A 23,169-nucleotide genomic window follows, 5' to 3' on the forward strand; every position below is an offset into this window, starting at 1 on the left:
ACGCGCTCAGCGGTAGCCGGTCTGGTCGGCGGGCTTTCCGACGTCCTGTACCTCGACGAGGTAGCGCCAGGCGTCGGGCCGGCTGCCGTCCAGATCGGTGAAGCCGTACACCCCGGCGAGTTGTCCGCTGGACAGCGACTGTCCGTTCCAGCGGGCGACCTCGGGATCGGCGGCCAGCGCCGCGACCGCGCGCCCGACGTAGAACGGGGTCTCGGAGATGCCGAAGTGCGGCTGCATCTTCAGCGCGTCCCGCCAATTGGCCTCGGTCACACCGTAGTTGTCGAGCATCATCTCCGAGCGCAGCCACCCGGGCGTCAGCGCGACGGCGGTCGCGCCGCGCGGGCCCAGCTCGTGGCCGAGGGCGAAGGCCATCCGCAGCACCGACGACTTGGCGATGTCGTAGAAGAAGGACACCCGGTAGGTGTCCCGGTTGTACTCGGTGGTCCCGTCGGTCATCTCGACCACGAGGCCGCCGGGGGTGCGCAGCAGCAGCGGCAGGGCGTGGTGGCTGGTGATCGCGTGCGTCTCCACCGCGAGGCGGAGCAGCCGCAGGCCCTTGTCGAGGTCGTGTTCCCACACGGGGGCGTCCCACGCGAAGAGCAGCTCGCCGCCCCAGATGTCGTTGACGAGCACGTCCAGCCGGCCCTGCTCCGCCTCGATCCGGTCCACCAGGGCCTTCACCTGTTCCGGGACCAGGTGGTCGGTGGGCACCGCGATGCCCAGCCCGCCCGCCGCGGTGACCAGGTCGGCGGTGTCCTCGATGGTTTCCGGGCGGTCGTACTCCGAGCGCGCGCTACGCGTACTGCGCCCGGTGACGTAGACCGTCGCGCCGGCCGCCCCGAGCTCGACCGCGATACCGCGCCCCGCACCCCGAGTCGCTCCCGCCACGAGGGCGACCTTGCCGCCGAGTGTCGTCGTCGACATGCGAATACCTCACGTTCGTGTCGTGTCCGAGCCCCATCCCCACCATGGTGACCGCAATTCCTGACACCTGCCGGTCAGCATTCGCTCCCGGGGCGATCACGGGTTTTCGACGACGCGAGCAAGGTGTGACCGACCGCCACGTCCGGATGATGCTCGGGCGCGATGCACCACGTCGGACGCGGCGGTCCATACGGGGACATGAAACAGGGCGCCCCACGCCGCTCGGGCATCGGCGCCACTCGAATGGGCGTACGCGCGGACGAGTCCACTCGATCGCGTGACCGCGCGCCCCCCGGCGCGCTGTCCGGCGCACGCCCGGCACGCGGTTCGCGGACCGGACGCACGCCGTCGATGCCGGGGTGTGTCTTCGGGCCCCCTGGGCCGAGGCCCGTCAGTCGGCCGGTTCCAGGGCGGGCTCCAGCGGATTCTCCAGGAGCCGGGCGAAGGCGAGTTCGGCGGCGCCGTACAGCGGGGCGTCGTCGCCGAGCGCGGCGGTGCGGAGTTTGAGGTGTTCGCGTGTGACGGCCAGGCTGGTGCGATTGAGCCGGCTGCGGACCTGGGCGGCGGTGGCGAGGTAGACCTCGCGCAGCGTCCCGCCGAAGACCACCATCTGTGGATTGAGGATGTTGACCAGGTTGGCCACCCCCAGACCGAGCCGGTCGCCGACCCGGCGCAGCCCCTCCTCGGCGTCCTGATCGCCGCGCGCCGCCGCGTCGGCCAGGCCGCCTATCGCGTGCTTGGCGGTGCCGCGCGTCAACGCGAACTCGCCGATCTCGGCCTCCCAGCAGCCGCGCGACCCGCACCGGCACGGGCGGCCGTCCGGGTTGACCACCAGGTGGCCGACCTCGCCCGCGTATCCGTCGCCGCCGGTGACCGGCCGCCCGGCGGACAGGATGCCCCCGCCGATGCACACGTCGCCGTGCAGGTAGATCACGTCGTCGCAGCCCACGGCGGCGCCGCGGGTGTGCTCGGCGAGCACCCCGAGGTCGGCGTCGTTGCCGACCATGACCACCGTGCCGACCGCCGCCGTGAGCCGCTCGCCCAGCGGTTCGTCGCGCCAGTCCGGGGTGGGGCCCTCCGGGATCGTCCCGTCGGAGCGCCGCACCATCGCGCACACCGCGACCCCCGCGCCCACGCACACCCCGTCGGGCGGCGTGGTCAGCCGCATCTGCGCGACGAAGCCGCCGAGCGCGTCGGCGACCTCCTTCGGCGAGAACCGGGCGCCGGGGCGCTGGAGTTCGCGGCGGTCCAGGATCATCCCGCCGAGCCCCACCCGGGCCGCGACGACCCGGTCCACGCCGATCACGAACGCGTACACGTACACCCGCCGGGACTGCGCCCGCACCACGAGCGAGGGCCGACCGCGCCCCGCGCCCCCGGTGTCGCGCGGCTGCTCCTCGACGATCAGGCCCGCGGCGGCCAGGTCGGCGGTGAGTGCGCCGATCGTGCTGCGGTTGAGCCCCATGCCCGCGGTCAACTGGGCCCGGGTGGTGGGTCCGAGCACGTGCACGTGGCGAAGCAGCGCCCCCAGGTTCTGCCTGCGGATGTCCTCCTGGGTGGGCGCTGCGCGCATGGGGCTGCGGACCCTGCCTTTCTCATCCGTGGCGTCGCTCGAGGGGGAGGGCGGCGTCACCGCAGCCCGGCGGCTTCGGCCCGCCGCCGCGACAGGGCGTCCACCCCGGCGGCGAGGAGCAGCACGACGCCGGTCACAACGTACTTGACGCCCGCGCTGTACCCCATAAGCCCCATCCCGTTGTCGATCACCGCGACCACCGCGCCGCCGAGCACGGCGTCCAGGACGCGCCCCTTGCCGCCGAACAGGCTGGTGCCGCCGATCACCGCGGCGCCCACCGCATACAACAGGACATTGCTGCCGCCGGTGTTCGAGTCCACCGAGTTGGCGCGCGACGCGGCGACGATCCCGCCGATCGCGGCCATGGTGGAGCAGATCACGAAGGCCGAGATGCGCACGCGGTCCACGTTGATCCCCGCGCGCCGGGCCGCCTCGCGGTTGCCGCCGACCGCGTACAGGCTCAGCCCGTACGGCGTGCGGCGCAGCACGAACGTACCCACCAGCAACAGCACGACCAGGACCGGGACCACGATCGGGACGCCCTTGAGGGAGGAGATCACCACGTTGCGGCTGCGCTCCTGGTTGAGCACGAACACCGCGAGCCCGACCGCGACCGCCAGCACGCCGACGCGGATTCCGGTGATCGCGATCGGCTCGGCGCTCAGGCCGCGCCGCACCCGGCTGCGATTGCGGCGCAGTTGCAGCGCCGCATACCCGCCGACGGCCGCCGCGGCCAGCAGCCAGCCCACGACGGGCGCGAGGTTGCGGTTGGAGACGGCCAGGATCGTCGAGTCCCGCACCGGGACGTTCGTACCGCCCTTGACCAGCAGCAACACCACGCCCTGGAAGGCCAGGAACGCGCCGAGGGTGACCACGAACGAGGGTATGCCGACCTTGGCGACCAGGATCCCGAGCACGAGCCCGATCACCACGCCGATCACCAGGGCGGCGAGCACGGAGAAGTACCAGGGCCAGCCGTGCTCGTCCATCAGCACCGCGAGCACCGCCGCGCACACCCCGCTCGCGAAGCCCGCCGACAGGTCGATCTCGCCGAGCACCAGGACGAAGATCAGGCCCATCGCGATCACCGTGACCGCCGCGCCCTGGGTGAACAGGTTCGCGAAGTTGCCCGCGCTCAGGAAGCGCGGCCGCATGATCGAGAACACCGTGCACAACACGGTGAGTCCGAGCACCGCGGGCATCGCGCCCGTGTCGCCGCCGCGCAGCCGGGCGAGGTAGCCCTTGACGTGCGTGACGACCGGCGATTCGGCCGCCGATGTGTCCTTCTTCTCGGCGAGAGGCAGCACGCTGCTGGTCATCGGTTCACTCCGTTCCGGCCCGCGGCGGGTCCGACTGCCTCGGTCTGTCCCGACGTGATGAGTTCGACGATCTGGGAATGCGTGATCTCGCTCGTGCTGACCTGCGCCGCGGTGCGCCCCAGGTACAGGACCGCGATCCGGTCGGCGACGGCGAACACGTCGTTCATGTTGTGTGAGATCAGCACGACGGCGAGGCCGTTGTCGGCCAGTCGGCGGACCAGTTCGAGCACCTGCGCGGTCTGCGATACGCCGAGCGCGGCGGTGGGTTCGTCCAGGATGACGACCTTGCTGTTCCACAGCACGGCCTTGGCGATCGCGACCGTCTGCCGCTGGCCGCCGGACAGGCTGGAGACGCGCTGGCGGATCGAGGAGACGGTCCGCACGGACAGGCCGGCGAGGGTCTCCTCGGCGATCTGCTCCATGCTGTCGTCGTCCAGGACCCAGCCGCGGCGCTTCTCGCGACCCAGGAACATGTTCTGGACGATGTCCAGGTTGTCGCACAGGGCGAGGTCCTGGTAGACGATCTCGACGCCGAGATCGCCCGCGTCGCGCGGGCTGTGCACGGTGACCGGCTCGCCGTTGAAGAAGTACTCGCCGGAGTCGGCGGAGTGGATTCCACCGATGCACTTGACCAGGGTCGACTTGCCCGCGCCGTTGTCGCCGACGAGTGCGGTGACCTGGCCCTCGTAGACGGACAGGTCGACGTCGCGCAGGACGTGTACGGCGCCGAAACTCTTGTTGACACCGCGTAGTTCGAGCACCGGTGCCGATGCGGGCGGCGGTGCGGGGGTGGGGGACAGGGCCACGATGCGGGCTCCTCGCTGACCTCGACGGGATGCTGCCGGTGGGGTGGGCGGCAGGGGGCGGTGCGGCGGCCGGAGCCGGCCCCTCGTGGGCGCCGACTCCGGGCCGAACCACCTTGCGTATGGCGCTAGCTGATGCCGGCTTCGGTGCACTTGGCGGCGTAGGCGCCGGTGCACAGGGTCTCCTTGGTCACGTAGCCGTCGGCGATCACGTCCTTGACGTTCTCCTTGTAGATCGGCACCGGCTCCAGGAGCACGGACGGCACGTCGCGCTTGCCCTCGGGGTCGCGGACGACCGCGGGCACGGCCGGCTTCTCGCCCTTGGCGAGTGCGACGGCGAGCCCGGCGACCGCGTCGGCCTCCTTCTTGATCGCCTTGTACACGGTCATGCACTGGTCGCCGGCGAGGATGTTCTGCAGCGCCGTGGTCTCCGCGTCCTGTCCGGTGACCGGCACCTTGCCGTTGAGCTTCTGCTTCTTGAGGATCGAGATCGCGGCGTTGCCGAGTCCGTCGTTGGCCGCGACCACGCCGGATATGTTCGGCGACTGGGTGAGCATCTGCTCGAACATGTTGGCGCCCTCGGTGTTGTTCCACTCCGGCACCGCCTGGTCCGGGCCCTTGATGTACTCACCGGAGTCGAACTTGGCCTTGAGCACCGCGTCGTAGCCCTGCTTGAGCAGGGTCGCGTTGTTGTCGGTGGCCGAGCCGTTGAGCATCGCGATGGTCGGCTTCTGCGCGTTCGCGGCCGACAGGCACTTCTCGATGCCCTGGCCCATCAGGGTGCCGACCTTCACGTTGTCGAAGCTGACGTAGTACTGCGCACTGCCGCCGAGGGTCAGTCGGTCGTAGTCGATCGTCGCGACGCCCTGCGACTTGGCCTTGTCGAGGACGGCCTTGCCGGTCCCGCTGTCCAGGTTGACGATCACCAGCACGGTGGCGCCGTTGGTGATCATCTGGTCGGCGAGTGTCTGGAACTGCGACTTGTCGCCCTGCGCGTTCTGGATGTCGTAGTCGACGCCGGCCGCCTTGAACGCGTCGGTGAGGTACTTGCGGTCGTTGTTCTCCCACCGGCCGGACGTCTTGCTGTCCGGGAGGATCACGCCGATCTTCGCCTTCTTGTTGCCGTCGGAACCGGAGCCGGAGCCGGAGCCGGAGTCGTCCGAACACGCGGACAGGGTGCCTGCGGCGAGCACGGCGCAGGCGGAGACGGACACGAGGAACCTCTTGCGCATGGTGGATCCCTTCGGGCGCGCGCCGGGGAGCCGGCGGGGGGAACGTGGAGGCATCGCGGAGGTGGTGCGGCTTGCTGCGACTGCGCGTTGGTGTGACTGAAGGCGACCTCGCCTTTAAATGTTGTGGGCGACAACGTAATAGCCCGGCAGGGTGTTCGCTAGACCCTGGAACCCGCGAGAAATGCCGACTTCGGTAACAGTTGGGAAACGTAATCGGGCGAAAAAATGGTTGGATGCCCGTTTAGTCTTCGAGAGTCAACATCACGGCACGTAGTTGGCGTCCGTTGACTTCGGCTGTCGAACCCGGCGGCGTGGCTCCGCTGTACCGATTAAGTTTCGAGCCGCAACTTAGAAGAGGCCGGTCTTCCGCTCGGGGGCGCGAGCGGGAGACCGGCCCCGGAGACCGCGGGCCTCGGCAAGCGGTACGGGAAGAGCCGGGCGTTGCACGGCTGTTCGCTCCGGCTGCCCGCGGGGTCGGTGATCGCCCTGGCGGGGCCCAACGGCGCGGGTAGGTGACGCGGTGCGGATGGCACGAGCTCGCCGTCCGGGCCGGTCCGGGCCTCGCGTCGGGCGTGGATGAGCAGCATCAGCCCGAGCAGTCCGGCCACCTTCCGCTCGGCGGGCAGCAACCGGCGCAGGATCCGCGCGAGCCGGATGGCCTCCTCGGCCACGTCGGGCCGCTGTAGGTCCGGGCCCGAGCCGGCCGCGTAGCCCTGGGTGAAGATCGAGTACAGGACCTGAAGCACTCCCGGCAGGCGCTCCGGCAGCTCGTCGGCAACCAGGCCCCGGCCTTGGCCGGAACACCGTCGACGGCCAGTGCACCAGCGCCGCCCCGATCGCCTCGGAGGTCACCTTCTCGGCCGGGTCGAGGTCGCCGAAGCGGCGCACGAGAGAGGCCGGCAGTCGGCCGCGCTCCTCAGGGAACACCGACTCGACGGACGACTGCACGCGCGCGACGGCGGGCGCCTCGGCGGGCACGGTCCGGTCACCGCCGGGTCGGCCGTATCGCGCGGCGCGGGGTATCGGCAGGCGGTCGGTGGTGGCTCACCGATTACGCGGCGGGTGCCGCGGCGCCGTCCAGGAGCGCCAGGCTGTCCGGATCCAGCACCAGATCCGCAGCCGCGGCCGAGTCCCGGATGGTCTGCGGGCGGCTCGCCCCGGGGACCGCGACCAGCGCCGGGCTGTGCGCGAGCAGCCAGGCCAGGCACACCCGCTGCGGGCTCACCCCGTACTCGGCGGCGACCTCGTGGAACGCGGTGCCCGCCGAGGTCGCGCCCGACGCCCCGTCGAGCGAACTGCGCGAGATTCCGCCCAGAGGGCTCCACGGCAGGAAGGCCAGGCCCAGTTCCTCGCTCAGCCGCAGCTCTTCCTCGCCGGCGCGGAAGCCGGGCGAGAACCGGTTCTGTACCGAGACCAACCCGTCCCCGAGGATCGCCCGAGCCTCGCGGATCCGCGGGCCGTCGACGTTCGAGATCCCGGCCGCCCGGATCGTGCCCGCGTCGAGCAACTCGCGCAGTGCGCCCACCGATTCGGCCCAGGGGACCGACGGGTCCGGTTTGTGCAGCTGGTACAACCCGATGCTGTCCACCCCGAGCCGGGCCACCGAGGCGTGGCAGGCTCGGATCAGATGCTCGGGTGTGCCGGTCACGGTCCAGGACCCGTCGCCGGGTCGACCGCGTCCGCCTTTGGTGGCCACCAGCACGGAGGAGGTGTCGCCGCCGTATTCGGCCAGCGCCCGAGCGATCAGCAGCTCGTTGTGGCCGACCTCGTCGGCGTCGCGGTGGTAGGAGTCCGCGGTGTCGATCAGCGTGACCCCGGCGTCGAGCGCGGCGTGGATGGTGGCCACGGCCCGCTCCGGGTCGGGGCGCCCCTCGATCGACAGCGGCATGGCCCCGAGGCCGATCACGCCGACGTCGACGCCGCCGATTGCGCGTGTACGCATGTCATGCCCCTGTCCGGGCCACGGCCGCGGCGATCGCCGCGCGAAGCCGGGTCGTACCGTCGTGGAAGGTGAAACCGAGCCGTTCGGCCCGACCGTTGTCCATCGCGTAGTAGCGGTCGAACGAGTACGGCGACGCCCGCACGTCGTCGACGACCCGGTACACCGGATCGACGCCCACCCGCGCCGCGACCAGTTCGCACAGGTCGGTCACCGTGAACTCGCCGTGCGCGCAGGCGTTGACGGGGCCGACGAAGTCCGCGCCCGCGACCCAGTGCAGGAAATCGGCGATCTCGTCGCAGTCGACGAACGATGTCGGCATCGGATCGCGGTGGACGTCGACCGGGCGCCGGTCCGCGATCCGCTCCGTGTAGTACGCGAGGCGGCCGGTGAAGTCCCGGGCGCCGCCGCCGAGCACATGCGCGCTGCGCACGCTGACGTACGGGAAGACGGGGTCGGCCGAGAAGACCGCCTCGGCTTGGCGCTTGCCCTCGGCGTAGTGCGCCTCGGGCGTCAGCGACCGGGCTGCGCGCTCGGGGTCCCGCCACAGCGCCGCGTCGACCGGCCACGCCGTCGGGTCCACCCGCTCCTCGACGACCGGTTCCCCGGCCCGGGCGGGTGCGATCGCGTCGGACGTCGCCGGGTCGTAGACCTCCATCGTGGAGGTCATCACGTAGCGGCCGGTGCGCTCCGCGAAGACCGTACGGGCGACGGCGGCCTGGGCCGGGGTGTAGCAGACCTGGTCCAGGACCACGTCGAAGTCGCGCCCGCCGAGGGCCGCGTCGAGGGCCGCCGCGTCGTCGCGGTCGGCGATCAGCTGCTCGACCCCGGGCGGCGGCGCGACGGATCCGCGGTTGACGACCGTCACCCGGTCCCCGCCGTCGCGCAGCAGCTCGACCAGCCGGCGGCCGAAGTATCGGCTTCCCCCGATCACACATGTCTCTCGCATGGCTCAGAGTCTGGTCGCCTAGAGTCATCAGTGGAACTGACCACTTGCTTACCTGGTTGTAAGGAGAACTGGCGACCGATGAGTGTCGACGAGCGCCGACGACTGCCGACGACTGCCGGCGAGCGCCGATGAGCGCCGATGACTGATGTGCAGCGGCTTCGGGTGCTTCGCGAGGTGGCGCGGCACGGCAGCTTCAACAAGGCGGCGGCGGCGCTGCACGTGACGGCTTCCGCCGTGTCGCAGCAGATCGCGGCCCTGGAACGCGGCCTGGGCACCGCGGTCGTCTCGCGCAGCCCGCGCGGCGTCGTCCTCACCGAACCCGGACGCCTCCTGGTCGAGGCGGAGGAGGCGATCTCCGCCGAGTTGAGCCACGCCCGCAACCGCATCGCACGCCTGGTCGCCGGGCGCGGCCGGCTCACCGTCGCGACGTTCACCAGCGGCGGTCGCCACCTGCTGCCCGGCGCGCTCGCCCGCTTCTCCGTCGCGCACCCCGACGTCGAGGTGCACGTGGTCGAACACGAGCCGGAGGCGAGTCTGCCGTTGGTCCGCCAGGGCGAAGCCGACCTGGCCATCGCCTACCACTTCGACGGCCCGGCCCCGGCACGGATCGGCGACCGCTCGGGATTGGCCTGGGAACCGCTGATGGACGACCCGATGTCGGTCGTGGTGCCGCGCCGCCATCGGTTCGCCGACCGCGCCTCGCTCGACATCACCGAACTCGCCCGCGACTCCTGGGTGATGGGCTGCCGCAAGACCGAGGTGTTCCTGCGTCGCTACGCGGCGATCGCCGGCTTCGAGCTCAAGACCTCGGGCAGCACGACCGACTACTTCTTCGCGGTCTCGCTGGTCGCGGCCGGCCTCGGCGTCACCCTGGTGCCGTACGTGTCGCTGGCCGGCCTCCCGACGGACGTGGCGGTGATCCCGATCGACCCGCCCCGCCCCACCCGCTACGTCGGCATCGCCACGGCGCCGAGACGCCACCCCCAGCCCTACGTCGAGGCCCTGACCGCCGAACTGCGGACAGCGGCGCAGCGGGACTGACCCCGGCGACAACCGGGCCGCTTCCGGTGCCTCTGGCCTCTGTGCGGGGTGCGCAGTACGATCGGCGACAATCTGCTGAATCGTGCAGGACTACGTCCCGGCCGCCCCCGTGGTGCCGAGCCTGATCCAGTCCGCCGAGCACAGCTTCATCGTGACCCCCGCCCTGAACGAGGAACTCCGGGCGAACGGCTTCGAGGTGCGCGTGGTCCCGAACGTCGGACACTGCATCCACCGCGACGACTTCGACGCCTTCATGAAGTCCCTCGACGGCTGGATCTGACCACCCGGACCGGACCGGTCCGGACCCGGCCCGACCGACCCGCACACCCGACGGTCTCGGCCCCGCCCGGCCCTCGTCCCGCGCCGTACGTTCCGCACGATCGCCCCGAGCGCGGCGTACGGCGTGAACAATCATGCACTCGAAGCGCGTCGCGAGAGAGCACGGCCGCCGATCGCGATGGCGATGGCGAGGACGATCAGAATCCCCGCGACCGCGAACGTGATTCGCATACCGGTGGCAACGGGCTCCGGGCGTGCCGTCGTGACGTCGCTTGTCGCCGATGCGAGCGCGAAGACCGCGCCCATGACGGATGTCCCGGTGATGAGCCCGAGGTTGCGCGACAGGTTGAGCATGCCGGAGATGACACCCCGTTGATCCGGGCGGACATCCGTCATGACGGCGGTGTTGTTGGCCGTCTGGAACACCGCGTAGCCGGCGGTGACGACGACGATGGGGGCGATGTAGCCGGCGATGCCGAGGGTCGACGGCAGCATGGACAGGATGAAGGCACCGGCCGCCATCGCGATGAGCCCGACGACGGTCATGCGTTGCGCGCCGAAACGGTCCGCGACGCGACCGGCCGGCACCCCGGTCAGCGCGGCGACGAGCGGACCGACCGACAGGACGAGTCCCACCAGAGCCTCGTCGAGTTCGAGCGAACGAGCGAGATAGAACGGCCCGACCACCAGCGTCGCCATCATCACCGTCGAGACGAGCGTGCTCATGGCGAGGCTCGCGCTCAGCACCGGATCGCGGAACATCGCCAATCGGATCAAAGGCGAGGCCGCTCTCGCCTCGGCGCGAACGAAGAGGGCGACTCCGAAGGCGGCGGCCGACAACAGAGCCACGTTGAGCGGACCGAAACTGCCGCGCCCGATGGTCATGGCCAGTGCGTAGGCCGCGAGCGTCAGGGCCAACAGCAGAGTGCCCACGTTGTCGAAGCGGATCCGGTCGGTCGTGGGTTCCCGCCGATCAACGGGCAGATGGCGGTGCGCGAGCAGCAGAGTCAGGACCCCAAGCGGTGCGCTGACGAGGAAGATCGCTCGCCAACCGAACCCGGAGATCAGCGCGCCGCCCAGCGACGGGCCGAGAGCGGTGCCGATCGCGGACATCGTTCCGAGCAGCCCCATGGCGCTACCGGTCCTTGCCTTCGGAACCGTCTCACCGACGAACGCCATGGTGAGGGCCATCATGACGGCCGCCCCCAGGCCCTGCGCCGCCCGGGCGGCGATCAGCAGTCCGAGCGTGGGCGCGACGCCGCACAGCACCGAGGCCACCGTGAACAGGAGGATCCCGGCCGGCAGCAGCCGGCGGCGGCCGATGATGTCACCGAGCCGTCCGACGCCGACGATCACGGTGGTGATGGCGAGGAGATAGGCGAGGACGATCCACTGGACCGCTTGGAAAGAGGCGCTGAACGCCTCCGCCAACGTCGGCAGGGCGACGTTGGCGATGCTGGTGCCGAGCGAGGACAGCAGCATCGACAACGAAAGGGCGGCGAGCGCCCACCGAACCGCCGGCGCCCGCTCCGCGCTTTCGGCGCTATCGGCTCTTTCGGCGCTTTCGGCACTTTCCGCACCTGCCTCGACTTCTTGTGCGCTGACCGGCTTCAACATGAACTCCGTTCCCTGGTGACTCCCGATGCGCGGTCGTCAGGTGACAGCGAGCAGGGCGGCCGGACGTTGCCGGCGTGTGGTGCGTGTGTCACCGAGCCGGGCGCACGCCCGTGCAGACCGTGGTGGCGGAGAGGAGGAAGGCGTCGGGCCGCCGCAGGATGCCCTCAGGCGCCTCGGGATCGAGCAGCACGTCGAGTGTGGTGCAGTCGTCGTCGTCCAGGGACTCGCTCATCGAGTCCCGCAGCCGGGTCAGGTGGGCGTGCAGGAAGGCGCGGGCCGTTTCGCCCAGAGGTGCCGGCAGGTCGAGCAGGAAGGTGAAGCTGCCGACGTCGGTGAGCCCGGCGCGGCCGAGCATCGCGGGCCAGTCCTCGACCGCGCTGGTGCTGCCGGGCAGTTCGGCTCGCATGGTCGCGAACCAGCGCTCCTGGGCGGCGTCGAGCCGGGCCTGGAGACCCGGCGTGCCGATGCCGATGTCGCGTGGGAGGTAGCGCATCGGCAGCCCGCCCTCCGCCACCGCGAGCAGCCCGCCGGGTCGCAGCACGCCGGCGAGCGCGTTCAGTGCCTCCTGCTGATCGCCGAGGTGGTGCACGGCCTTGCTGCTCCAGACCAGATCCGCGGTGCCGAGGCCGCCTTCCCCGTGCTCGTCACCGCCGACCAGTCCCTCGGGCAACTCCGCGTGCCGGACGGCCACCCTGCCGCCGAGGCCGAGCCGCTCGGCGCGAGCCAGCGTGCGCTCCAGCAGCCCAAGTGTGCCGTCCACGGCGACCGTCTCGGCATCCGTGAAGGTCTCGGCGAACACGCAGGTCATCACGCCCGGCCCGCTGCCGATGTCGAGGATGCGCCGGACCGCCTTCGCCGGACCGAGCAACTCGCCCAGGCGGGCCGCCGTTCGGCGCAGGATCGGGAGTTGCAGTTCGCCGTTGTTCTCCAGGTGGGTGGCCATGACCTCCCAGTCGATGTCGGAATGTCCGTGTCCGTGTCCGTGTCCGTGTCCGTGTGCGTGGCCGTGTCCGTTGCCGTGTCGGGAATCGCTCTGTGGGCTCATGGCGAGGAGAGTGCACCCGCCGAACGGCGATGGCAACTTCTGTTGCCAATCCTGGGACAGCGGGGTGGAATGCTCGCATGGACACCCCACCGCCCCACCAAGCGGTCCTCGACGAGGTCGCCCCCCGGCTCAGACGGCTGCGCGCCGAACGCGGCCTCACCCTGGCCGCGCTCTCCGAGGCGACCGGCATCTCCAAGAGCACCCTTTCCCGGCTGGAGTCCGGACAGCGCCGCCCCAGCCTGGAACTGCTGCTGCCACTCGCCGGTGCGTACCACGTGGCCCTGGACGACCTGGTGGGCGTCCCCGAAACGGGGGATCCCCGGGTACGGCTGACACCCCGCACCCTGCCGAACGGCGGTACGTGTGTCGCCCTGTCCCGGAGTCCGGGCCCGCTCCAGGCGTACAAGCTGGTCATCCCCGACCGGGGTGTCGAGCCGGAGTTCCGCACGCACGAGGGCTACGAGTGGCTGTACGTGCTGGACGGCCGGCTGCGGCTCGTGCTCGCCGGGCACGATCTGGTCCTCGGCCCCGGCGAGGCGGCCGAGTGGGACACCCGGCTGCCCCACTGGTTCGGCAGCGCGGACGGGCGGCCCGTGGAGATCCTCAGCCTCTTCGGGAGACAGGGGGAGCGCATGCACGTCCGGGCGAAGCCCCGCGCATGACCGCCCGACCCGTGGCGACGAAAGGTGTTCCAGGCGGGGTGTCCCGCCACTAAGGTCCGATTATGGGTGAATCGAGCACACTTGAAGTCGGCGGCATCCGTCTGGTCCACGACGTCTCGGGCCCCCCGGAAGGCCCGCCCCTCGTGTTGCTCCACGCACTCGGTGAGGACGCGACGCACTGGACCGAGATATCGGCGGCCTTCGCCGCCCACTGGCGGGTGTACGCCCTCGATCTGCGCGGCCACGGCCGCAGCGACTGGCCGGGCGACTACTCCGTCGAGTCGATGCGCGACGACGTGCTCGGCGTCCTGGACGCGCTCGGCCTGCGTCGGGTGGACCTGATCGGGCATTCCCTCGGCGGCCTCGTGGCCTACCTGTTCGCTCAGGAACACCCGGAGCGGGTCGGCCGGTTGGTCCTCGAAGACGTCTCCGTCCCCGAGCCGCGGAAGCCGGTCGCCCCGGTGCGGCCCGAGGGCGAATTGACCTTCGACTGGGACATGGTCGTCGCCATCCGCAAGCAGATCGACACCCCCGACCCCGCCTGGTCGGACCGGCTCGACCGGATCACCGCCCCGACCCTCGTCGTCGCGGGCGGTTCGGCCAGCCACATCCCGCAGCACCGGGTCGTCGAGTGGACGCGGCGCCTACCCGATGCCCGCGTGGTCACCATCCCGGCCGGCCACCTGGTCCACGCCGCCGAACCGACCGCGTTCATCGAGGTCGTCCTGGCCTTCCTGACGCCGCCCCGCACCCAGCCACGCTGACCCCACCCGCGCGGCCGCGACTGCGGCCCGACGGCGAACTCGCGGTCGGTGGGCCGTCGGTGTGCCAGGGCGTGTCTTCAAACCCCCGTCGGATAGGCCGCGGCGTCTGGTGCCGTGCCTCGGCGTGCCGGAGAAGCAGCCGCATAGTGGTTCTATTCGGCTGTTTCTCCGGTGCGGCGAGGTGCGGCGCCAGGCGTCGCGGACCCGGCGGGGGTTTGAAGACACGCCCTAGCGGCTTCGCGGCGCGGACGTGGTGGGCTCGGTGGTCGACAGGCGCGCGCAGCGGCGGCAGCTGCGGGCGGAGGTGGCCACCACCGCGTGGGACGCGGCCGCGAGTGAGCCGGCGAGGGCGAGCAGGGGCCAGTTCGCGGCAAGGAGGGACGCGGCGGCGAGGGCGAGTGTGGCCAGGGCCATGGCCGCCGCGGCGGTGGTGCCGGTCCAGGCGACCGCGAGTGGCAGTCGGTGCGGTGGGGGCAGCCGGCGGGCGAGGGCGCCGGTGGCGGCCAGTGCGGCTGCGGCGAGCAGTGCGACGGTGGCCGCGATACCCGTGAGCTGAACGGCCAACAGCTGTGCGGTGCGGGGCAGTTGCCCAGCCTGATCGTGGCCGGTGGTCCAGATCAGGTACCAGCCGGCGATCAGGAGGGGGATGGTGAGGGCGAGGGCCCGGGCGGTGTGTCGGGCCTGGGCGATGGTGAGTTCGCGTTGGCAGCTCGGTACGAGTTCGTCGGGCGCCCCGAACTCCTGTACCGCCTCGTGGGCGGCGTGTTCGTAGGGCACGCCGTCATGGGTGTGTGCCGCCACCGTGTCCGCGAGGCCGCCGCGGATCTCCTCGATCAGCCGGGACTTGGCTCGGGCCGGGCCGTGCAGGGCGGCGGTCAGGGTCGCGACGTAGTCCTCGATGGGGTCGCCTTCGATGGGGTCGGCTTCCCGACCGATGGCGCTCATGTGGCCGGCCGGGGCGGTGCGGCGGGGTTCAGGACCGAGCCGATCGCCGTGGTGAACTCGTTCCACGCCGTGCGCTCGCCGGCCAGGCTGCGCCTTCCCGCGTCGGTCAGTTCGTAGCAGCGCCGTCTCCGTTCGCCGACGGATTGCCAGCTGCTGTCCAGCAGCCCGAGCCGCTCCAGCCGGTTCAGGGCCGGGTAGATCGTGCCCGTGCGCAACTCGAGCGCGCCTTCGCTGCGCAGTTGGACCGCGGCGATGATCGCGTAGCCGTGCAGCGGGCCCGATTCGAGCACGGCCAGCAACAGTCCGTCCAGGTGTCCTCGTACCGCGTCTGCTCTCATGAGTAGGCAGCCTACCCAAGAGTGGTGTCGACAGGGTATGTATTGGTAGCCAACATATTCGCGCATCGGCTTGGAGGCGCCCGCAGTGGCCAAGGTGCTGTTGTCCATACATGTCCTCGCGGCGATCCTGGCGGTCGGATCGATCGCCGTGGCCGCCTCGCTGTTCCCGCGGTATGCGCGGCAGGCGGCGTCCGGCGACGAGGATCCGGGCGGACGGGCCGCCGGGATCGCCGCGCTGCTGCACCGGATCTGCCACGGCTACGCCGTCGCGGGTGTCGCCGTGCCGTTCTTCGGGTTCGCCACCGGCGCCGTACTCGGTGTCCTGGGCGACACCTGGCTGATCGTGTCGCTCGTATTGACCATGATCGCCGCGGCCATCCTCGCGACGGCCATCCTGCCCGCCCAGAAGCGCCTGCTCGCGCCCGCGGGGGACTCGGCCTCGGCCGCCGACGACGGGGCGATCGTCGCGGCGGCGACTCGGCTGAGCATGCTCACCGGCATCTTCAACCTGTTGTGGGCGATCGTGGTCGTCCTGATGATCGTCCGCCCGGGGTCCACCACGGGAGCGTGAGGTGGTGGGTGTACGCGCCGGACGGCTGTGCTCGCCCGCTCCCGTTACTCCTCCTCGGGCGGGAGCGAGGGTAGCGTTTCGCCGGTTTCGAGGAGGGTCTTGAGGTTGGACAGAATCATCGGCCAGCCCTCGGAGACGCCCTTGAGCATCTCGGAGTGCAGGCGGACACCGGCCGCGTCGAGCCCCGGCCCCGGCGGTGGGAGGGGGGCTTGCGCTGCCGCCGGGACCGGGTGACCGGGGGTATTGCCTCCGGGTCTCCACTATCCGCCGGCGGGTCGGCGACTTGCCGCAACCGGGCGGGCGCCACGCCGACGAATGGCGGCATATGCGTCGGTATGGACGCCTGCTCCGGTTGCTCCGGCCACCCCGGCTGCTCCGTTTACTCCGGCTACTCCGCGAGCATCGACTCGCGCAGCCGGGTCAGCGTCCGGCCGAGCAGTCGCGAGACGTGCATCTGCGAGAGGCCGAGGTGTTCGCCTATCTGCGCCTGCGTCAGTTCCGCGCCGAAGCGCAGCGACAGGATCGTGCGCTCGCGCTCGGGGAGTTCGGCGAGCAGCGGCTTCAGGGCGTGGATGTTCTCCACGGCCTCGAATCCGGTGTCGACGAAGGACGCGCGCCCCGCGTAGGCGTCCCCACCGCTCTCCTCGCCGGCCGGTGCGTCGAGGGAGGCGCTCGTGTAGCCGTTGGCGGCGGTCAGGCCCTCGATGACCTCGGGCACGCTCAGGCCCAGGTACTCGGCGAGTTCGGCCGGCGTGGGCTCACGGTCGTGTTCGGCGGTCAGCGCGTCGCGGGCCTTGGCCAGTTCCAGCCGCCGTTCCTGGAGCCGGCGCGGGACGTGCACGGCCCAACTGGTGTCCCGGAAGAACCGCTTGATCTCGCCGGAGATGGTCGGGACGGCGAACGTGGGGAACTCGACACCCATCGTCGCGTCGAACCGGTCGATGGCCTTGATCAGGCCGATGGTGCCGACCTGCACCATCTCCTCGGTCGTCTCCGGGCGGGCCCGGAATCGGCCGGCGACGAACCGCACGAGCGAGAGGTTGAGCTCGATCAGGGTGTTGCGCACGTACTGGTACTCGTGCGTGCCCTCTTCGAGGACGCGCATCCGCGCGAACAGCACCTTGGACATCGCGCGGGCGTCCGTGGCGGTCGCCGTGCCGATGTCCTCGATCGACAGGCGTTCCCCTGCCTCGATGGCCTGTTCAGTCGTCGTGATCCGGACTGTGGTGCTTGTTCCCGTGCTTGTGCTTGCACTCGTTGTCGCGGGAGCGGGAGTCGGGGACTCGGATGTCACCGGACGGATCCTTTCGATTCGGCAGCCTGGCAGGCAAGCAGCCGACCCCTACCCCACACACGGGCATCGCACACGTGATCGAGCATCGGGCGGATCCGCGGCCCGTTGGCCGGGCCGGCACCGTGGCGCGTTCGGCCCGGGCTACCCCATCCCCGCGATCAGCGCCGTGGCGGACAGCACCAGGGCGCCGAAGCCACCGACCACGCCCGCGGTTCGCGCATCCCGACGATCGGCGACCCGGTTCAGGTGGATTCGCGCGGCGAGTATGAAGGCGACCCCGCCGGCCACGAACCACGGGCCCCACAGATACGTGTACCACCGGCTGACCGACCGCAGGTCGGGGTCGACGCCGATGACGTGTGTCTCCACGAGCAGTCCGTGCCCGATGAATTCCACGCCGTGCCAGACGAGCAGGACCCCCGCGCCCCACCCCATCAGTTGCAGGAGTCGCTCCACGCCGCGTCCCCGGGCGCGAGGGTGCGCCAACGCCAGACCCAACAGCCCGCCGACGACCTTGAGTACGGCCGTCACCCACAACAGCGCGATGAAGCCGGGATCCCGGTCCCGGGCCAGTTCGACCAGCGCCGGCGCGAGCGTGGAGGAGGCCCCGACCAGGCTGCCCATCGCCCAGGCGAAGCTCGGAACGGCAAAGGCGAATCCCCATACGGCGGCGGCACGGCCGGGCCGGACGGGAGGGCGGCTCACGGCTTCGGCACGTTCACTCATGCCGCGATTGTGCCCGGTCCGCCAACGCCTCTGCTGTGCGGGCGGTCATGACGTATCCCCGGGCCGCACCGGGCCCGCACGGCGAACACCGCGCGGGGGACCCGGCCGGGACGAGGGAGGATCTGTTGCACGTGGCCGCTCCTGGGTGCGACGGCACGTGGAAGCACATCCTCGAGCAACTCCAGGCCACGAGGAGACAAACTAGGCTGGGAACGCGAAGTCCGGTACAGAACAAGGGGGAACCATATGAAACCGCCACGGTGCTTCGTCTGCTCCGTATCGATGCGGGACACCCCATGGGCCGAGGCAAGAGATTTCAGAGACTTCACCTTGGTGCGCTTCGGGCCTGCCGTGCACCATCGCCCGGGCTGGAAGGGCCACCCGTCCAACGCGGTGTGGTTCTGTTCCGACCATGTCCCGCTGACCGAAGGCCTGATCGACCTCCCGGTCAGCGCGGCGCTGGAGCGGATTCGGGACACGCCCGCAGCGCGCGAGGAGAAGGCCCGGCGTCAGGCACGGGTGGCGGCCCAGGCCAAGGAGGGGTAGCGGCCTGCGCAGAGAGGGCGCAAGCCCAGTAGGAGAGGGCCGACGGCTGATCTGCCCTGCTCCGAGGGTCGGTCAGTGCTTGTCTCGGAGCTGCCCGGCCCGGGTCGGAGCTGCGTTCGTCGTGGGGCCGTGATGCCGGCGTTCAGAGTGTTGTTGGAGCGATGGGCGCTGGAAATGGCCACGCGGTCGGCTTGTGGGGCCGTTGGGCTTTCTCGGGCGGTTGCATTGGCCATGGCCGGCGGTGTTGGCGGTGACGCCGGCCGCCCCCGGTGTGCCGCGGGAACCGGCGCCCCCGATGTCGCCGGTTTCGTTCCCGCCATCGGCTGTTGTACGGGTCCCCACCCGGGGCTCAGCGCTCGTCTCGGAAACGCCCCCACCGACGTTGCGGACCCGTTCGGGAAACGACGCCACACGCCGCTGTCAACACGCCGTCGGCTCCCCGAGAACCACTCCCGGGGAGCCGACTTCGAGGCCGCAGCCGAAATTCGCCACCAGCATCCCGCATGGGGGTGCGCCGCCTCTGACACCCGCCCGGTATCGAGGGGCAGGTCGGAGACCGGACCGGCTCTCAACGAATCGTGTGCGCCGGGTCGTCTCTGACCGGGGCGGACGCGATGGGTTGAGGACTCGGTCGTGTGAATCTCCGGTGGATCGCTGCTCTCTGCGCTTCTCGTTGCTGCTTCGCCGTCCGGATCGTCATCGAATCCGATCCGAATGTGGCACTGCCTGATGCGGTGCCGAGGGGGGTGTCACTTCTTCTGGGGTTTCTGTTTCGCGCCTTCGTAGAGTTTGTGTGTCACCAGGAACTCGGTCAGTTGGAGGAGTTCGGGGTCGGTGAGGATGGTGAACATCTGTGTGTCGGTGAGCGGTACGGGGAGCGGGTAGAGCATGCCCGTGTTGATGGTCACGTCGGTGTCGCCGTAGCGAATGTCCCCGGCGGGGGAGGTGGCCATCGGTGAGACGGACTTGTAGGTGCGGGCGATCGTGCCGTTGGGAAGCACGTGTTCCACGCAGGAGGCGCGGTCGGGTTCGCGCATGCGGGGCACGTCGCAGCGCAGCGCTTCGGGCTCGAGGAGGGAGTGCGCGCGTCCGGTCGCGAGGATGTCGACCGTGAACGGATGGCGCGTTCCGTCCGGCATCACCACGCCGTATCCGCTGACGAGGCCCCGGTCGACCTCCCAGGTTGCCCCGGGGATCGCCAGCAGTCGCTCCAGCGCCGCCGCGACACGGTTCCGGTAGATGCCGCGCAGGCGCTCCTCCTCGGCCGAGAACTTCTGGTCCCCGGGCATGCCGGGCAGGCCCTCCGAGGGCATGTTGGGGTTGGCCCATACCGGATAGGACTTCGCGGCCGGTGTGAGCTCGGTCAGCGGGGGCAGCCACCCCGACGGCCTTGCCGGGTCGGGCTTGGCGGGGCCGGTCTTGGTGGGGGAGGAGTTGTCGGGCCATGCGGCGGGGACCGCGACTGCGGCCAGGACGGCGAGGCATGCCGCGGCGGTGGCCGTGAGCACGCGGGTCCGGCGCCGGCGTCGGCGGCCGCCGACGACCGCGGCGGGCACCAGGTCAGGCACCGGCGGAAGCGCCGATGTCGTCTGCTCCATCGCGTACTTCATGGTCGTCTCGGGGTGTTCCGTGGGCACTTCCTCATCCCTCCGTCACGTAGATGGCCGCGTCGCCGAGGATTTCGCGCAGCCGTGTCAAAGCCCTTGAGCAGGTGCTTTTGACCGTGCCGGGGCGGCAGCGCAGTTGAGCCGCGACACTTTCCACGGTCTGGTCCTCCCAATAGCGCAGGACGACCATCGCCCGCGCCTTCGGCGCGAGCTCGGCGAGCGCCGCAAGGAGCGCGATCCGTACTTCGGGCTGGTCGGCGCCGGGCCCCGCGGCGATGGGGGTGTGCAGTTCGCGTTCACGGCGGCGGGAGCGTTGCTCGCTGAGGAATGTGCGGATGAGGACGGTTTTCGCGTACGCGTCGAGGTTGTCCGCGCGGCTTGCCCGTCGCCAGTGCTGGAACAGCTTGGTGAGGGTGGTCTGCGTCAGGTCCTGCGCGCGGTGGGTGTCGCCGCACAGCAGATATGCGATGCGGTAGAGCTGCTGCTGTCTGGCTCGCGCGTACGCCTCGAAGTCCAGTCGGATTTCCGGTGGCATCGTCCTCCCCTTCGGATTTCACCTTGTCACCCCCTCCAGAGCCGCGTCACCGCGAAAGCGTTCCATCCTGTCCGAAGAAAATGGATCAAGCCCACAGCGGCCCTCGGTAAGCGCCTGCGGCCCGATCACCGTCGCGGCGCAGGGAACCGGCGCACCCGAGCAGCTCGCTGCTCCGACGTTGACAGGCAAGCTCAGCAAGGGGCTTCTGGTGCGGTAGCCGGCGTCGAACCAGACTTTGGTGACGCGGTAGTGGGCGATCGCCGAGAGCAGGTGGATGCCGCCGACGTTGTCGGAGACGCTCGCCGCGGTGACCATGCCGCGAGCAGGAGACCGACGGTGTCGACGCCGATGTGGCGTTTCCTGCCCGCGATCTTCTTGCCCGCGTCGATGCCCTGACCTGCGGCGGGGACGTTGGCGGAGGTCTTGACGCTCTGCGCGTCCAGGACGCACGCGCTCGGCTCCGCGTCGCGGCCCTCCCGCTCCCGCACGACGCGCCGCAGGGTTCCGTTGAGCCTCTCGAAGACGCCGTCCTTCAGACCCCAGGCCACCCGTTCCCGACGCCTCGAGCCCCACCGGGGCCCCGGTCGGTCCGGCCCACCCTGCCCGCGCTCCCGAGAGCATCGCGCGTGGTACCGCGCGTGTGGGGCCCTGGGGACGATCCGCGATTACGGCAGCGCGCGGCGCGAACGAGCCCCGGTCTTTGGTGGGTTCGTGCGCTCGGTGGTCCGGGGCTCCTGGCGGTTCGGGTCAGGCGGTCCGCAGCGCGGCGACGAGCGTCGACCACGCCCGAGGGGTGATGGTCAGGTGGCCGATGCCGGGGTCCTTCGAGTCGCGGACGGGGACGACCGCGAACCCGTCGGCGACTTCGAGGCAGTTGCCGCCGTCGCCGTTGCTGTGGGTGCTCTTGCGCCACTGCGTGATGATGTCGCCCTGAGGAATGTGGATCATGATGCTCGACTCCTTGCCGGTGGCCACGACGCGTACTGATCGATGGCGGCTTCGATCATGGCCACCGACTCCTTTGGGGAAAGGGCGTACGCCCGAAGCAAATCGTATGTGCGTTGGCGCTCTTCGACGTCTTCCGGATCCTCGATCAACGCGCCGCTGTCACTGCCTTCAAGATAGGCGAACCGGTCCTGCTTGGGGAGTGTCAGGAGCGTGAGCGAACCCCCCAATCCCGGGTGCGCTCCGTGCGCGAACGGCAGTATCTGAATCGTCGTCCGAGCCGTGTCCATCTGCGGTAGCAGGGCGGCGAGTTGGGCCCGCATCACGTCGGGTCCACCTACCGGGCGCCTGATCACCGCCTCGTCGAGGATCGCCCACAGAATCGGCGGATTGCTTTCCGTCAGTCGTTCCTGTCGGCTCATGCGCGCCGAGACCAGGTTCTCGACCTCCGCGTCGGTCGCACGCGGCTTCGAGGCACGGATCAGTGCGTAGGCATACTCCTCGGTCTGGAGCAGACCCGGGACGGTGTGGCCTGCGTACTCGGCGATCAGGATCGCCTTCGCCGCGCGTTCCATGAACATCCTGTATTTGTCCGGATGCATCTCCCGTCGAGCGGCCGGCCAGTGCCGGACGAAGAAGTCGCCGGTTCCGAAGTAGTGGTCGACGCGTTCGGAAAATCCCGGAGGGGGCACCCGGGTTGCCCGCTCGATGTCGCACAGGTGGGTCTTGCTCATGTTCAGGTCGTCGGCCACGCCGACGATGGTCTTCCCCGCCGCCTTGCGGGCGCGCCGCAGCTCGGACCCGTACAGCCCACGCCCTGTGGAGGTGTCGAGTTCGTCGTTGTCGGTGGCCATGTCCATCGCTCCTTCGTTCCGCAGTCGTCGCTGCGGAAGGGGACCGTCTATCCGCCGACCATTACGGCGGGAATTCTCCTGTACACAGACGGTAATACGGAATAGCGACAGAGAAGGGCGTATCGATGAATCACCCCTCGCGGCGGGGCTGGGACCCGCAACGTCCCCTGGGCAGCGGGATCACCATCGCGGTCTATCGGATCGACAAGGACGGGGCGCACGTCGTCAAGGAGCCCGAGGAAAGCTTCTGCTTCTCGCGCGACGTGGGTTGGGACAAGTACCCGCCCTGCGAATGCGGCGGCCCCGGTTGTGCGTTGGCCCGGCCGCTCACCGATGGTCGAGGGCGGGACGGAGTGGGATGGCTTGACGTCGACTCGGGGTGAACCACGCGGCCGGTCCCCATGGCGCCCACACGGGCGTCGGCCGAGTCGGCAAACGACTTGAGCCCGGGTTGTCGGGTGGCGCGGTTCGGTACGTCCTCGTCCGTTGTTCGGTTGGCGGGGTGTGGTCGCGTGGCGCGTGCCATGCCGGCGGGTCGGCGCGAAGGCGTGGGGGGATCTGCCGTTCGTCGAGGAGGTCGTGCCTCCGGTTGCGGCGGCTCTGTCCCGGTTGGGGGTGCACGGCCGACGTTCACGAACACCCGGGTGCCGAGGATCTGCGG

24 protein-coding genes and 2 pseudogenes are annotated in these 23,169 nt (G+C 70.4%); 7 read left to right on the top strand and 19 right to left on the bottom strand.

Going from position 1 to position 23,169, the window contains the following annotated elements; translation table 11 throughout:
* Positions 1-6: 6 nt before the first annotated feature.
* From OG928_RS40620 to OG928_RS40655, 8 genes and pseudogenes are all read right to left on the bottom strand, one after another.
* Positions 7-924 (bottom strand): SDR family oxidoreductase, encoded by a 918-nt coding sequence (locus tag OG928_RS40620; RefSeq protein WP_331767029.1) that lies wholly within the window; start codon positions 922-924, stop codon positions 7-9.
* Positions 925-1,315: 391 nt separating this feature from the next.
* Complete coding sequence (locus tag OG928_RS40625; RefSeq protein WP_331767030.1) at positions 1,316-2,497, bottom strand: ROK family protein; 1,182 nt, start codon at positions 2,495-2,497, stop codon at positions 1,316-1,318.
* 56 nt (positions 2,498-2,553) lie between these two features.
* The gene (locus tag OG928_RS40630) at positions 2,554-3,816 is read right to left on the bottom strand and encodes an ABC transporter permease subunit (RefSeq protein ID WP_331767031.1); all 1,263 of its coding nucleotides are present in this window, start codon (positions 3,814-3,816) and stop codon (positions 2,554-2,556) included.
* The gene (locus tag OG928_RS40635) at positions 3,813-4,616 is read right to left on the bottom strand and encodes an ATP-binding cassette domain-containing protein (RefSeq protein WP_331768285.1); all 804 of its coding nucleotides are present in this window, start codon (positions 4,614-4,616) and stop codon (positions 3,813-3,815) included. The genes OG928_RS40630 and OG928_RS40635 overlap by 4 nt, the downstream gene beginning before the upstream one ends.
* A 131-nt stretch (positions 4,617-4,747) precedes the next feature.
* Entirely contained in the window at positions 4,748-5,851 is a 1,104-nt protein-coding gene (locus tag OG928_RS40640; protein ID WP_331767032.1) for a substrate-binding domain-containing protein, read from the bottom strand.
* A gap of 530 nt (positions 5,852-6,381) precedes the next feature.
* A pseudogene (locus OG928_RS40645) lies at positions 6,382-6,829 on the bottom strand (DUF6596 domain-containing protein); the annotation flags it as partial.
* 73 nt (positions 6,830-6,902) lie between these two features.
* Positions 6,903-7,793, bottom strand: a complete 891-nt coding sequence (locus tag OG928_RS40650; RefSeq protein WP_331767033.1) for an aldo/keto reductase — start codon at positions 7,791-7,793, stop codon at positions 6,903-6,905.
* A 1-nt stretch (position 7,794) separates the two neighbouring features.
* On the bottom strand, positions 7,795-8,739 hold the full coding sequence (locus tag OG928_RS40655) for a reductase (RefSeq protein WP_331767034.1): 945 nt from the start codon (positions 8,737-8,739) through the stop codon (positions 7,795-7,797).
* 138 nt (positions 8,740-8,877) lie between these two features.
* Here OG928_RS40655 and OG928_RS40660 point away from each other — a divergent pair, with 138 nt between their 5' ends.
* Both OG928_RS40660 and OG928_RS40665 read left to right on the top strand, forming a co-directional pair.
* On the top strand, positions 8,878-9,780 hold the full coding sequence (locus OG928_RS40660; RefSeq protein WP_331767035.1) for a LysR substrate-binding domain-containing protein: 903 nt from the start codon (positions 8,878-8,880) through the stop codon (positions 9,778-9,780).
* Positions 9,781-9,862: 82 nt separating this feature from the next.
* Positions 9,863-10,060, top strand: a complete 198-nt coding sequence (locus OG928_RS40665; RefSeq protein ID WP_331767036.1) for a hypothetical protein — start codon at positions 9,863-9,865, stop codon at positions 10,058-10,060.
* A 131-nt stretch (positions 10,061-10,191) separates the two neighbouring features.
* On the opposite strand, the gene OG928_RS40670 is transcribed toward OG928_RS40665, so the two are convergent.
* Together OG928_RS40670 and OG928_RS40675 are read right to left on the bottom strand one after the other, a co-directional pair.
* A complete protein-coding gene (locus tag OG928_RS40670; protein WP_331767037.1) occupies positions 10,192-11,676 on the bottom strand; it encodes an MFS transporter in 1,485 nt (494 codons plus the stop codon).
* 88 nt (positions 11,677-11,764) lie between these two features.
* Positions 11,765-12,721, bottom strand: coding sequence for a class I SAM-dependent methyltransferase (locus tag OG928_RS40675; RefSeq protein ID WP_331767038.1), 957 nt, complete (start codon positions 12,719-12,721; stop codon positions 11,765-11,767).
* A 77-nt stretch (positions 12,722-12,798) separates the two neighbouring features.
* Here OG928_RS40675 and OG928_RS40680 point away from each other — a divergent pair, with 77 nt between their 5' ends.
* Together OG928_RS40680 and OG928_RS40685 are read left to right on the top strand one after the other, a co-directional pair.
* The gene (locus tag OG928_RS40680) at positions 12,799-13,383 is read left to right on the top strand and encodes an XRE family transcriptional regulator (protein ID WP_331767039.1); all 585 of its coding nucleotides are present in this window, start codon (positions 12,799-12,801) and stop codon (positions 13,381-13,383) included.
* A gap of 62 nt (positions 13,384-13,445) precedes the next feature.
* Positions 13,446-14,147, top strand: a complete 702-nt coding sequence (locus tag OG928_RS40685) for an alpha/beta hydrolase (protein ID WP_331767040.1) — start codon at positions 13,446-13,448, stop codon at positions 14,145-14,147.
* 228 nt (positions 14,148-14,375) lie between these two features.
* Here OG928_RS40685 and OG928_RS40690 read toward each other — a convergent pair whose 3' ends face one another.
* Both OG928_RS40690 and OG928_RS40695 read right to left on the bottom strand, forming a co-directional pair.
* Positions 14,376-15,092: a permease prefix domain 1-containing protein gene (locus OG928_RS40690; RefSeq protein WP_331767041.1), complete on the bottom strand. Its 717-nt coding sequence runs from the start codon at positions 15,090-15,092 to the stop codon at positions 14,376-14,378.
* Positions 15,089-15,430 (bottom strand): helix-turn-helix transcriptional regulator, encoded by a 342-nt coding sequence (locus tag OG928_RS40695; protein ID WP_331767042.1) that lies wholly within the window; start codon positions 15,428-15,430, stop codon positions 15,089-15,091. The genes OG928_RS40690 and OG928_RS40695 overlap by 4 nt, the downstream gene beginning before the upstream one ends.
* Before the next feature lie 85 nt (positions 15,431-15,515).
* On the opposite strand from OG928_RS40695, the gene OG928_RS40700 reads away from it, so the two are divergent.
* Positions 15,516-16,001: a hypothetical protein gene (locus tag OG928_RS40700; protein ID WP_331767043.1), complete on the top strand. Its 486-nt coding sequence runs from the start codon at positions 15,516-15,518 to the stop codon at positions 15,999-16,001.
* A gap of 388 nt (positions 16,002-16,389) precedes the next feature.
* Here the strand turns inward: OG928_RS40700 and OG928_RS40705 are convergent, their stop codons facing one another.
* Both OG928_RS40705 and OG928_RS40710 read right to left on the bottom strand, forming a co-directional pair.
* Entirely contained in the window at positions 16,390-17,295 is a 906-nt protein-coding gene (locus OG928_RS40705; RefSeq protein WP_406291629.1) for a SigB/SigF/SigG family RNA polymerase sigma factor, read from the bottom strand.
* 141 nt (positions 17,296-17,436) lie between these two features.
* Positions 17,437-18,021, bottom strand: coding sequence for a DUF3995 domain-containing protein (locus OG928_RS40710; RefSeq protein WP_331767044.1), 585 nt, complete (start codon positions 18,019-18,021; stop codon positions 17,437-17,439).
* Positions 18,022-18,354: 333 nt separating this feature from the next.
* Between OG928_RS40710 and OG928_RS40715 the strand changes: the two genes are divergently transcribed.
* Positions 18,355-18,567, top strand: a complete 213-nt coding sequence (locus OG928_RS40715) for a hypothetical protein (protein WP_406291631.1) — start codon at positions 18,355-18,357, stop codon at positions 18,565-18,567.
* Between the two features lie 749 nt (positions 18,568-19,316).
* Here the strand turns inward: OG928_RS40715 and OG928_RS40720 are convergent.
* The 5 genes and pseudogenes from OG928_RS40720 to OG928_RS40740 all read right to left on the bottom strand — a co-directional run bounded on the left by OG928_RS40720 (position 19,317) and on the right by OG928_RS40740 (position 22,514).
* Complete coding sequence (locus OG928_RS40720; protein ID WP_331767046.1) at positions 19,317-20,204, bottom strand: hypothetical protein; 888 nt, start codon at positions 20,202-20,204, stop codon at positions 19,317-19,319.
* A 4-nt stretch (positions 20,205-20,208) separates the two neighbouring features.
* The gene (locus OG928_RS40725) at positions 20,209-20,709 is read right to left on the bottom strand and encodes a SigE family RNA polymerase sigma factor (RefSeq protein ID WP_331767047.1); all 501 of its coding nucleotides are present in this window, start codon (positions 20,707-20,709) and stop codon (positions 20,209-20,211) included.
* Positions 20,710-20,913: 204 nt separating this feature from the next.
* Positions 20,914-21,245, bottom strand: a pseudogene (locus OG928_RS40730) (transposase); the annotation flags it as partial.
* Positions 21,246-21,456: 211 nt separating this feature from the next.
* Entirely contained in the window at positions 21,457-21,657 is a 201-nt protein-coding gene (locus OG928_RS40735; protein ID WP_331767048.1) for a DUF397 domain-containing protein, read from the bottom strand.
* Positions 21,654-22,514, bottom strand: coding sequence for a helix-turn-helix domain-containing protein (locus tag OG928_RS40740; RefSeq protein ID WP_406291634.1), 861 nt, complete (start codon positions 22,512-22,514; stop codon positions 21,654-21,656). The genes OG928_RS40735 and OG928_RS40740 overlap by 4 nt, the downstream gene beginning before the upstream one ends.
* 119 nt (positions 22,515-22,633) lie before the next feature.
* Between OG928_RS40740 and OG928_RS40745 the strand changes: the two genes are divergently transcribed.
* On the top strand, positions 22,634-22,891 hold the full coding sequence (locus OG928_RS40745; protein ID WP_331767050.1) for a hypothetical protein: 258 nt from the start codon (positions 22,634-22,636) through the stop codon (positions 22,889-22,891).
* The last annotated feature ends 278 nt before the right edge of the window (positions 22,892-23,169 follow it).

Source organism: Embleya sp. NBC_00896 (assembly GCF_045207785.1).
GTDB lineage: Bacteria > Actinomycetota > Actinomycetes > Streptomycetales > Streptomycetaceae > Embleya.

Excerpts from the sequence above, each read along its gene's own strand:
- OG928_RS40620 (WP_331767029.1), bottom strand. The coding sequence starts at position 924 with ATGTCGACGACGACACTCGGCGGCAAGGTCGCCCTCGTGGCGGGAGCG.
- OG928_RS40625 (WP_331767030.1), bottom strand. The coding sequence starts at position 2,497 with ATGCGCGCAGCGCCCACCCAGGAGGACATCCGCAGGCAGAACCTGGGG.
- OG928_RS40630 (WP_331767031.1), bottom strand. The coding sequence starts at position 3,816 with ATGACCAGCAGCGTGCTGCCTCTCGCCGAGAAGAAGGACACATCGGCG.
- OG928_RS40640 (WP_331767032.1), bottom strand. The coding sequence starts at position 5,851 with ATGCGCAAGAGGTTCCTCGTGTCCGTCTCCGCCTGCGCCGTGCTCGCC.
- OG928_RS40650 (WP_331767033.1), bottom strand. The coding sequence starts at position 7,793 with ATGCGTACACGCGCAATCGGCGGCGTCGACGTCGGCGTGATCGGCCTC.
- OG928_RS40655 (WP_331767034.1), bottom strand. The coding sequence starts at position 8,739 with ATGCGAGAGACATGTGTGATCGGGGGAAGCCGATACTTCGGCCGCCGG.
- OG928_RS40660 (WP_331767035.1), top strand. The coding sequence starts at position 8,878 with ATGACTGATGTGCAGCGGCTTCGGGTGCTTCGCGAGGTGGCGCGGCAC.
- OG928_RS40670 (WP_331767037.1), bottom strand. The coding sequence starts at position 11,676 with ATGTTGAAGCCGGTCAGCGCACAAGAAGTCGAGGCAGGTGCGGAAAGT.
- OG928_RS40675 (WP_331767038.1), bottom strand. The coding sequence starts at position 12,721 with ATGAGCCCACAGAGCGATTCCCGACACGGCAACGGACACGGCCACGCA.
- OG928_RS40680 (WP_331767039.1), top strand. The coding sequence starts at position 12,799 with ATGGACACCCCACCGCCCCACCAAGCGGTCCTCGACGAGGTCGCCCCC.
- OG928_RS40685 (WP_331767040.1), top strand. The coding sequence starts at position 13,446 with ATGGGTGAATCGAGCACACTTGAAGTCGGCGGCATCCGTCTGGTCCAC.
- OG928_RS40690 (WP_331767041.1), bottom strand. The coding sequence starts at position 15,092 with ATGAGCGCCATCGGTCGGGAAGCCGACCCCATCGAAGGCGACCCCATC.
- OG928_RS40695 (WP_331767042.1), bottom strand. The coding sequence starts at position 15,430 with ATGAGAGCAGACGCGGTACGAGGACACCTGGACGGACTGTTGCTGGCC.
- OG928_RS40710 (WP_331767044.1), bottom strand. The coding sequence starts at position 18,021 with ATGAGTGAACGTGCCGAAGCCGTGAGCCGCCCTCCCGTCCGGCCCGGC.
- OG928_RS40725 (WP_331767047.1), bottom strand. The coding sequence starts at position 20,709 with ATGCCACCGGAAATCCGACTGGACTTCGAGGCGTACGCGCGAGCCAGA.
- OG928_RS40735 (WP_331767048.1), bottom strand. The coding sequence starts at position 21,657 with ATGATCCACATTCCTCAGGGCGACATCATCACGCAGTGGCGCAAGAGC.
- OG928_RS40740 (WP_406291634.1), bottom strand. The coding sequence starts at position 22,514 with ATGGACATGGCCACCGACAACGACGAACTCGACACCTCCACAGGGCGT.
- OG928_RS40745 (WP_331767050.1), top strand. The coding sequence starts at position 22,634 with ATGAATCACCCCTCGCGGCGGGGCTGGGACCCGCAACGTCCCCTGGGC.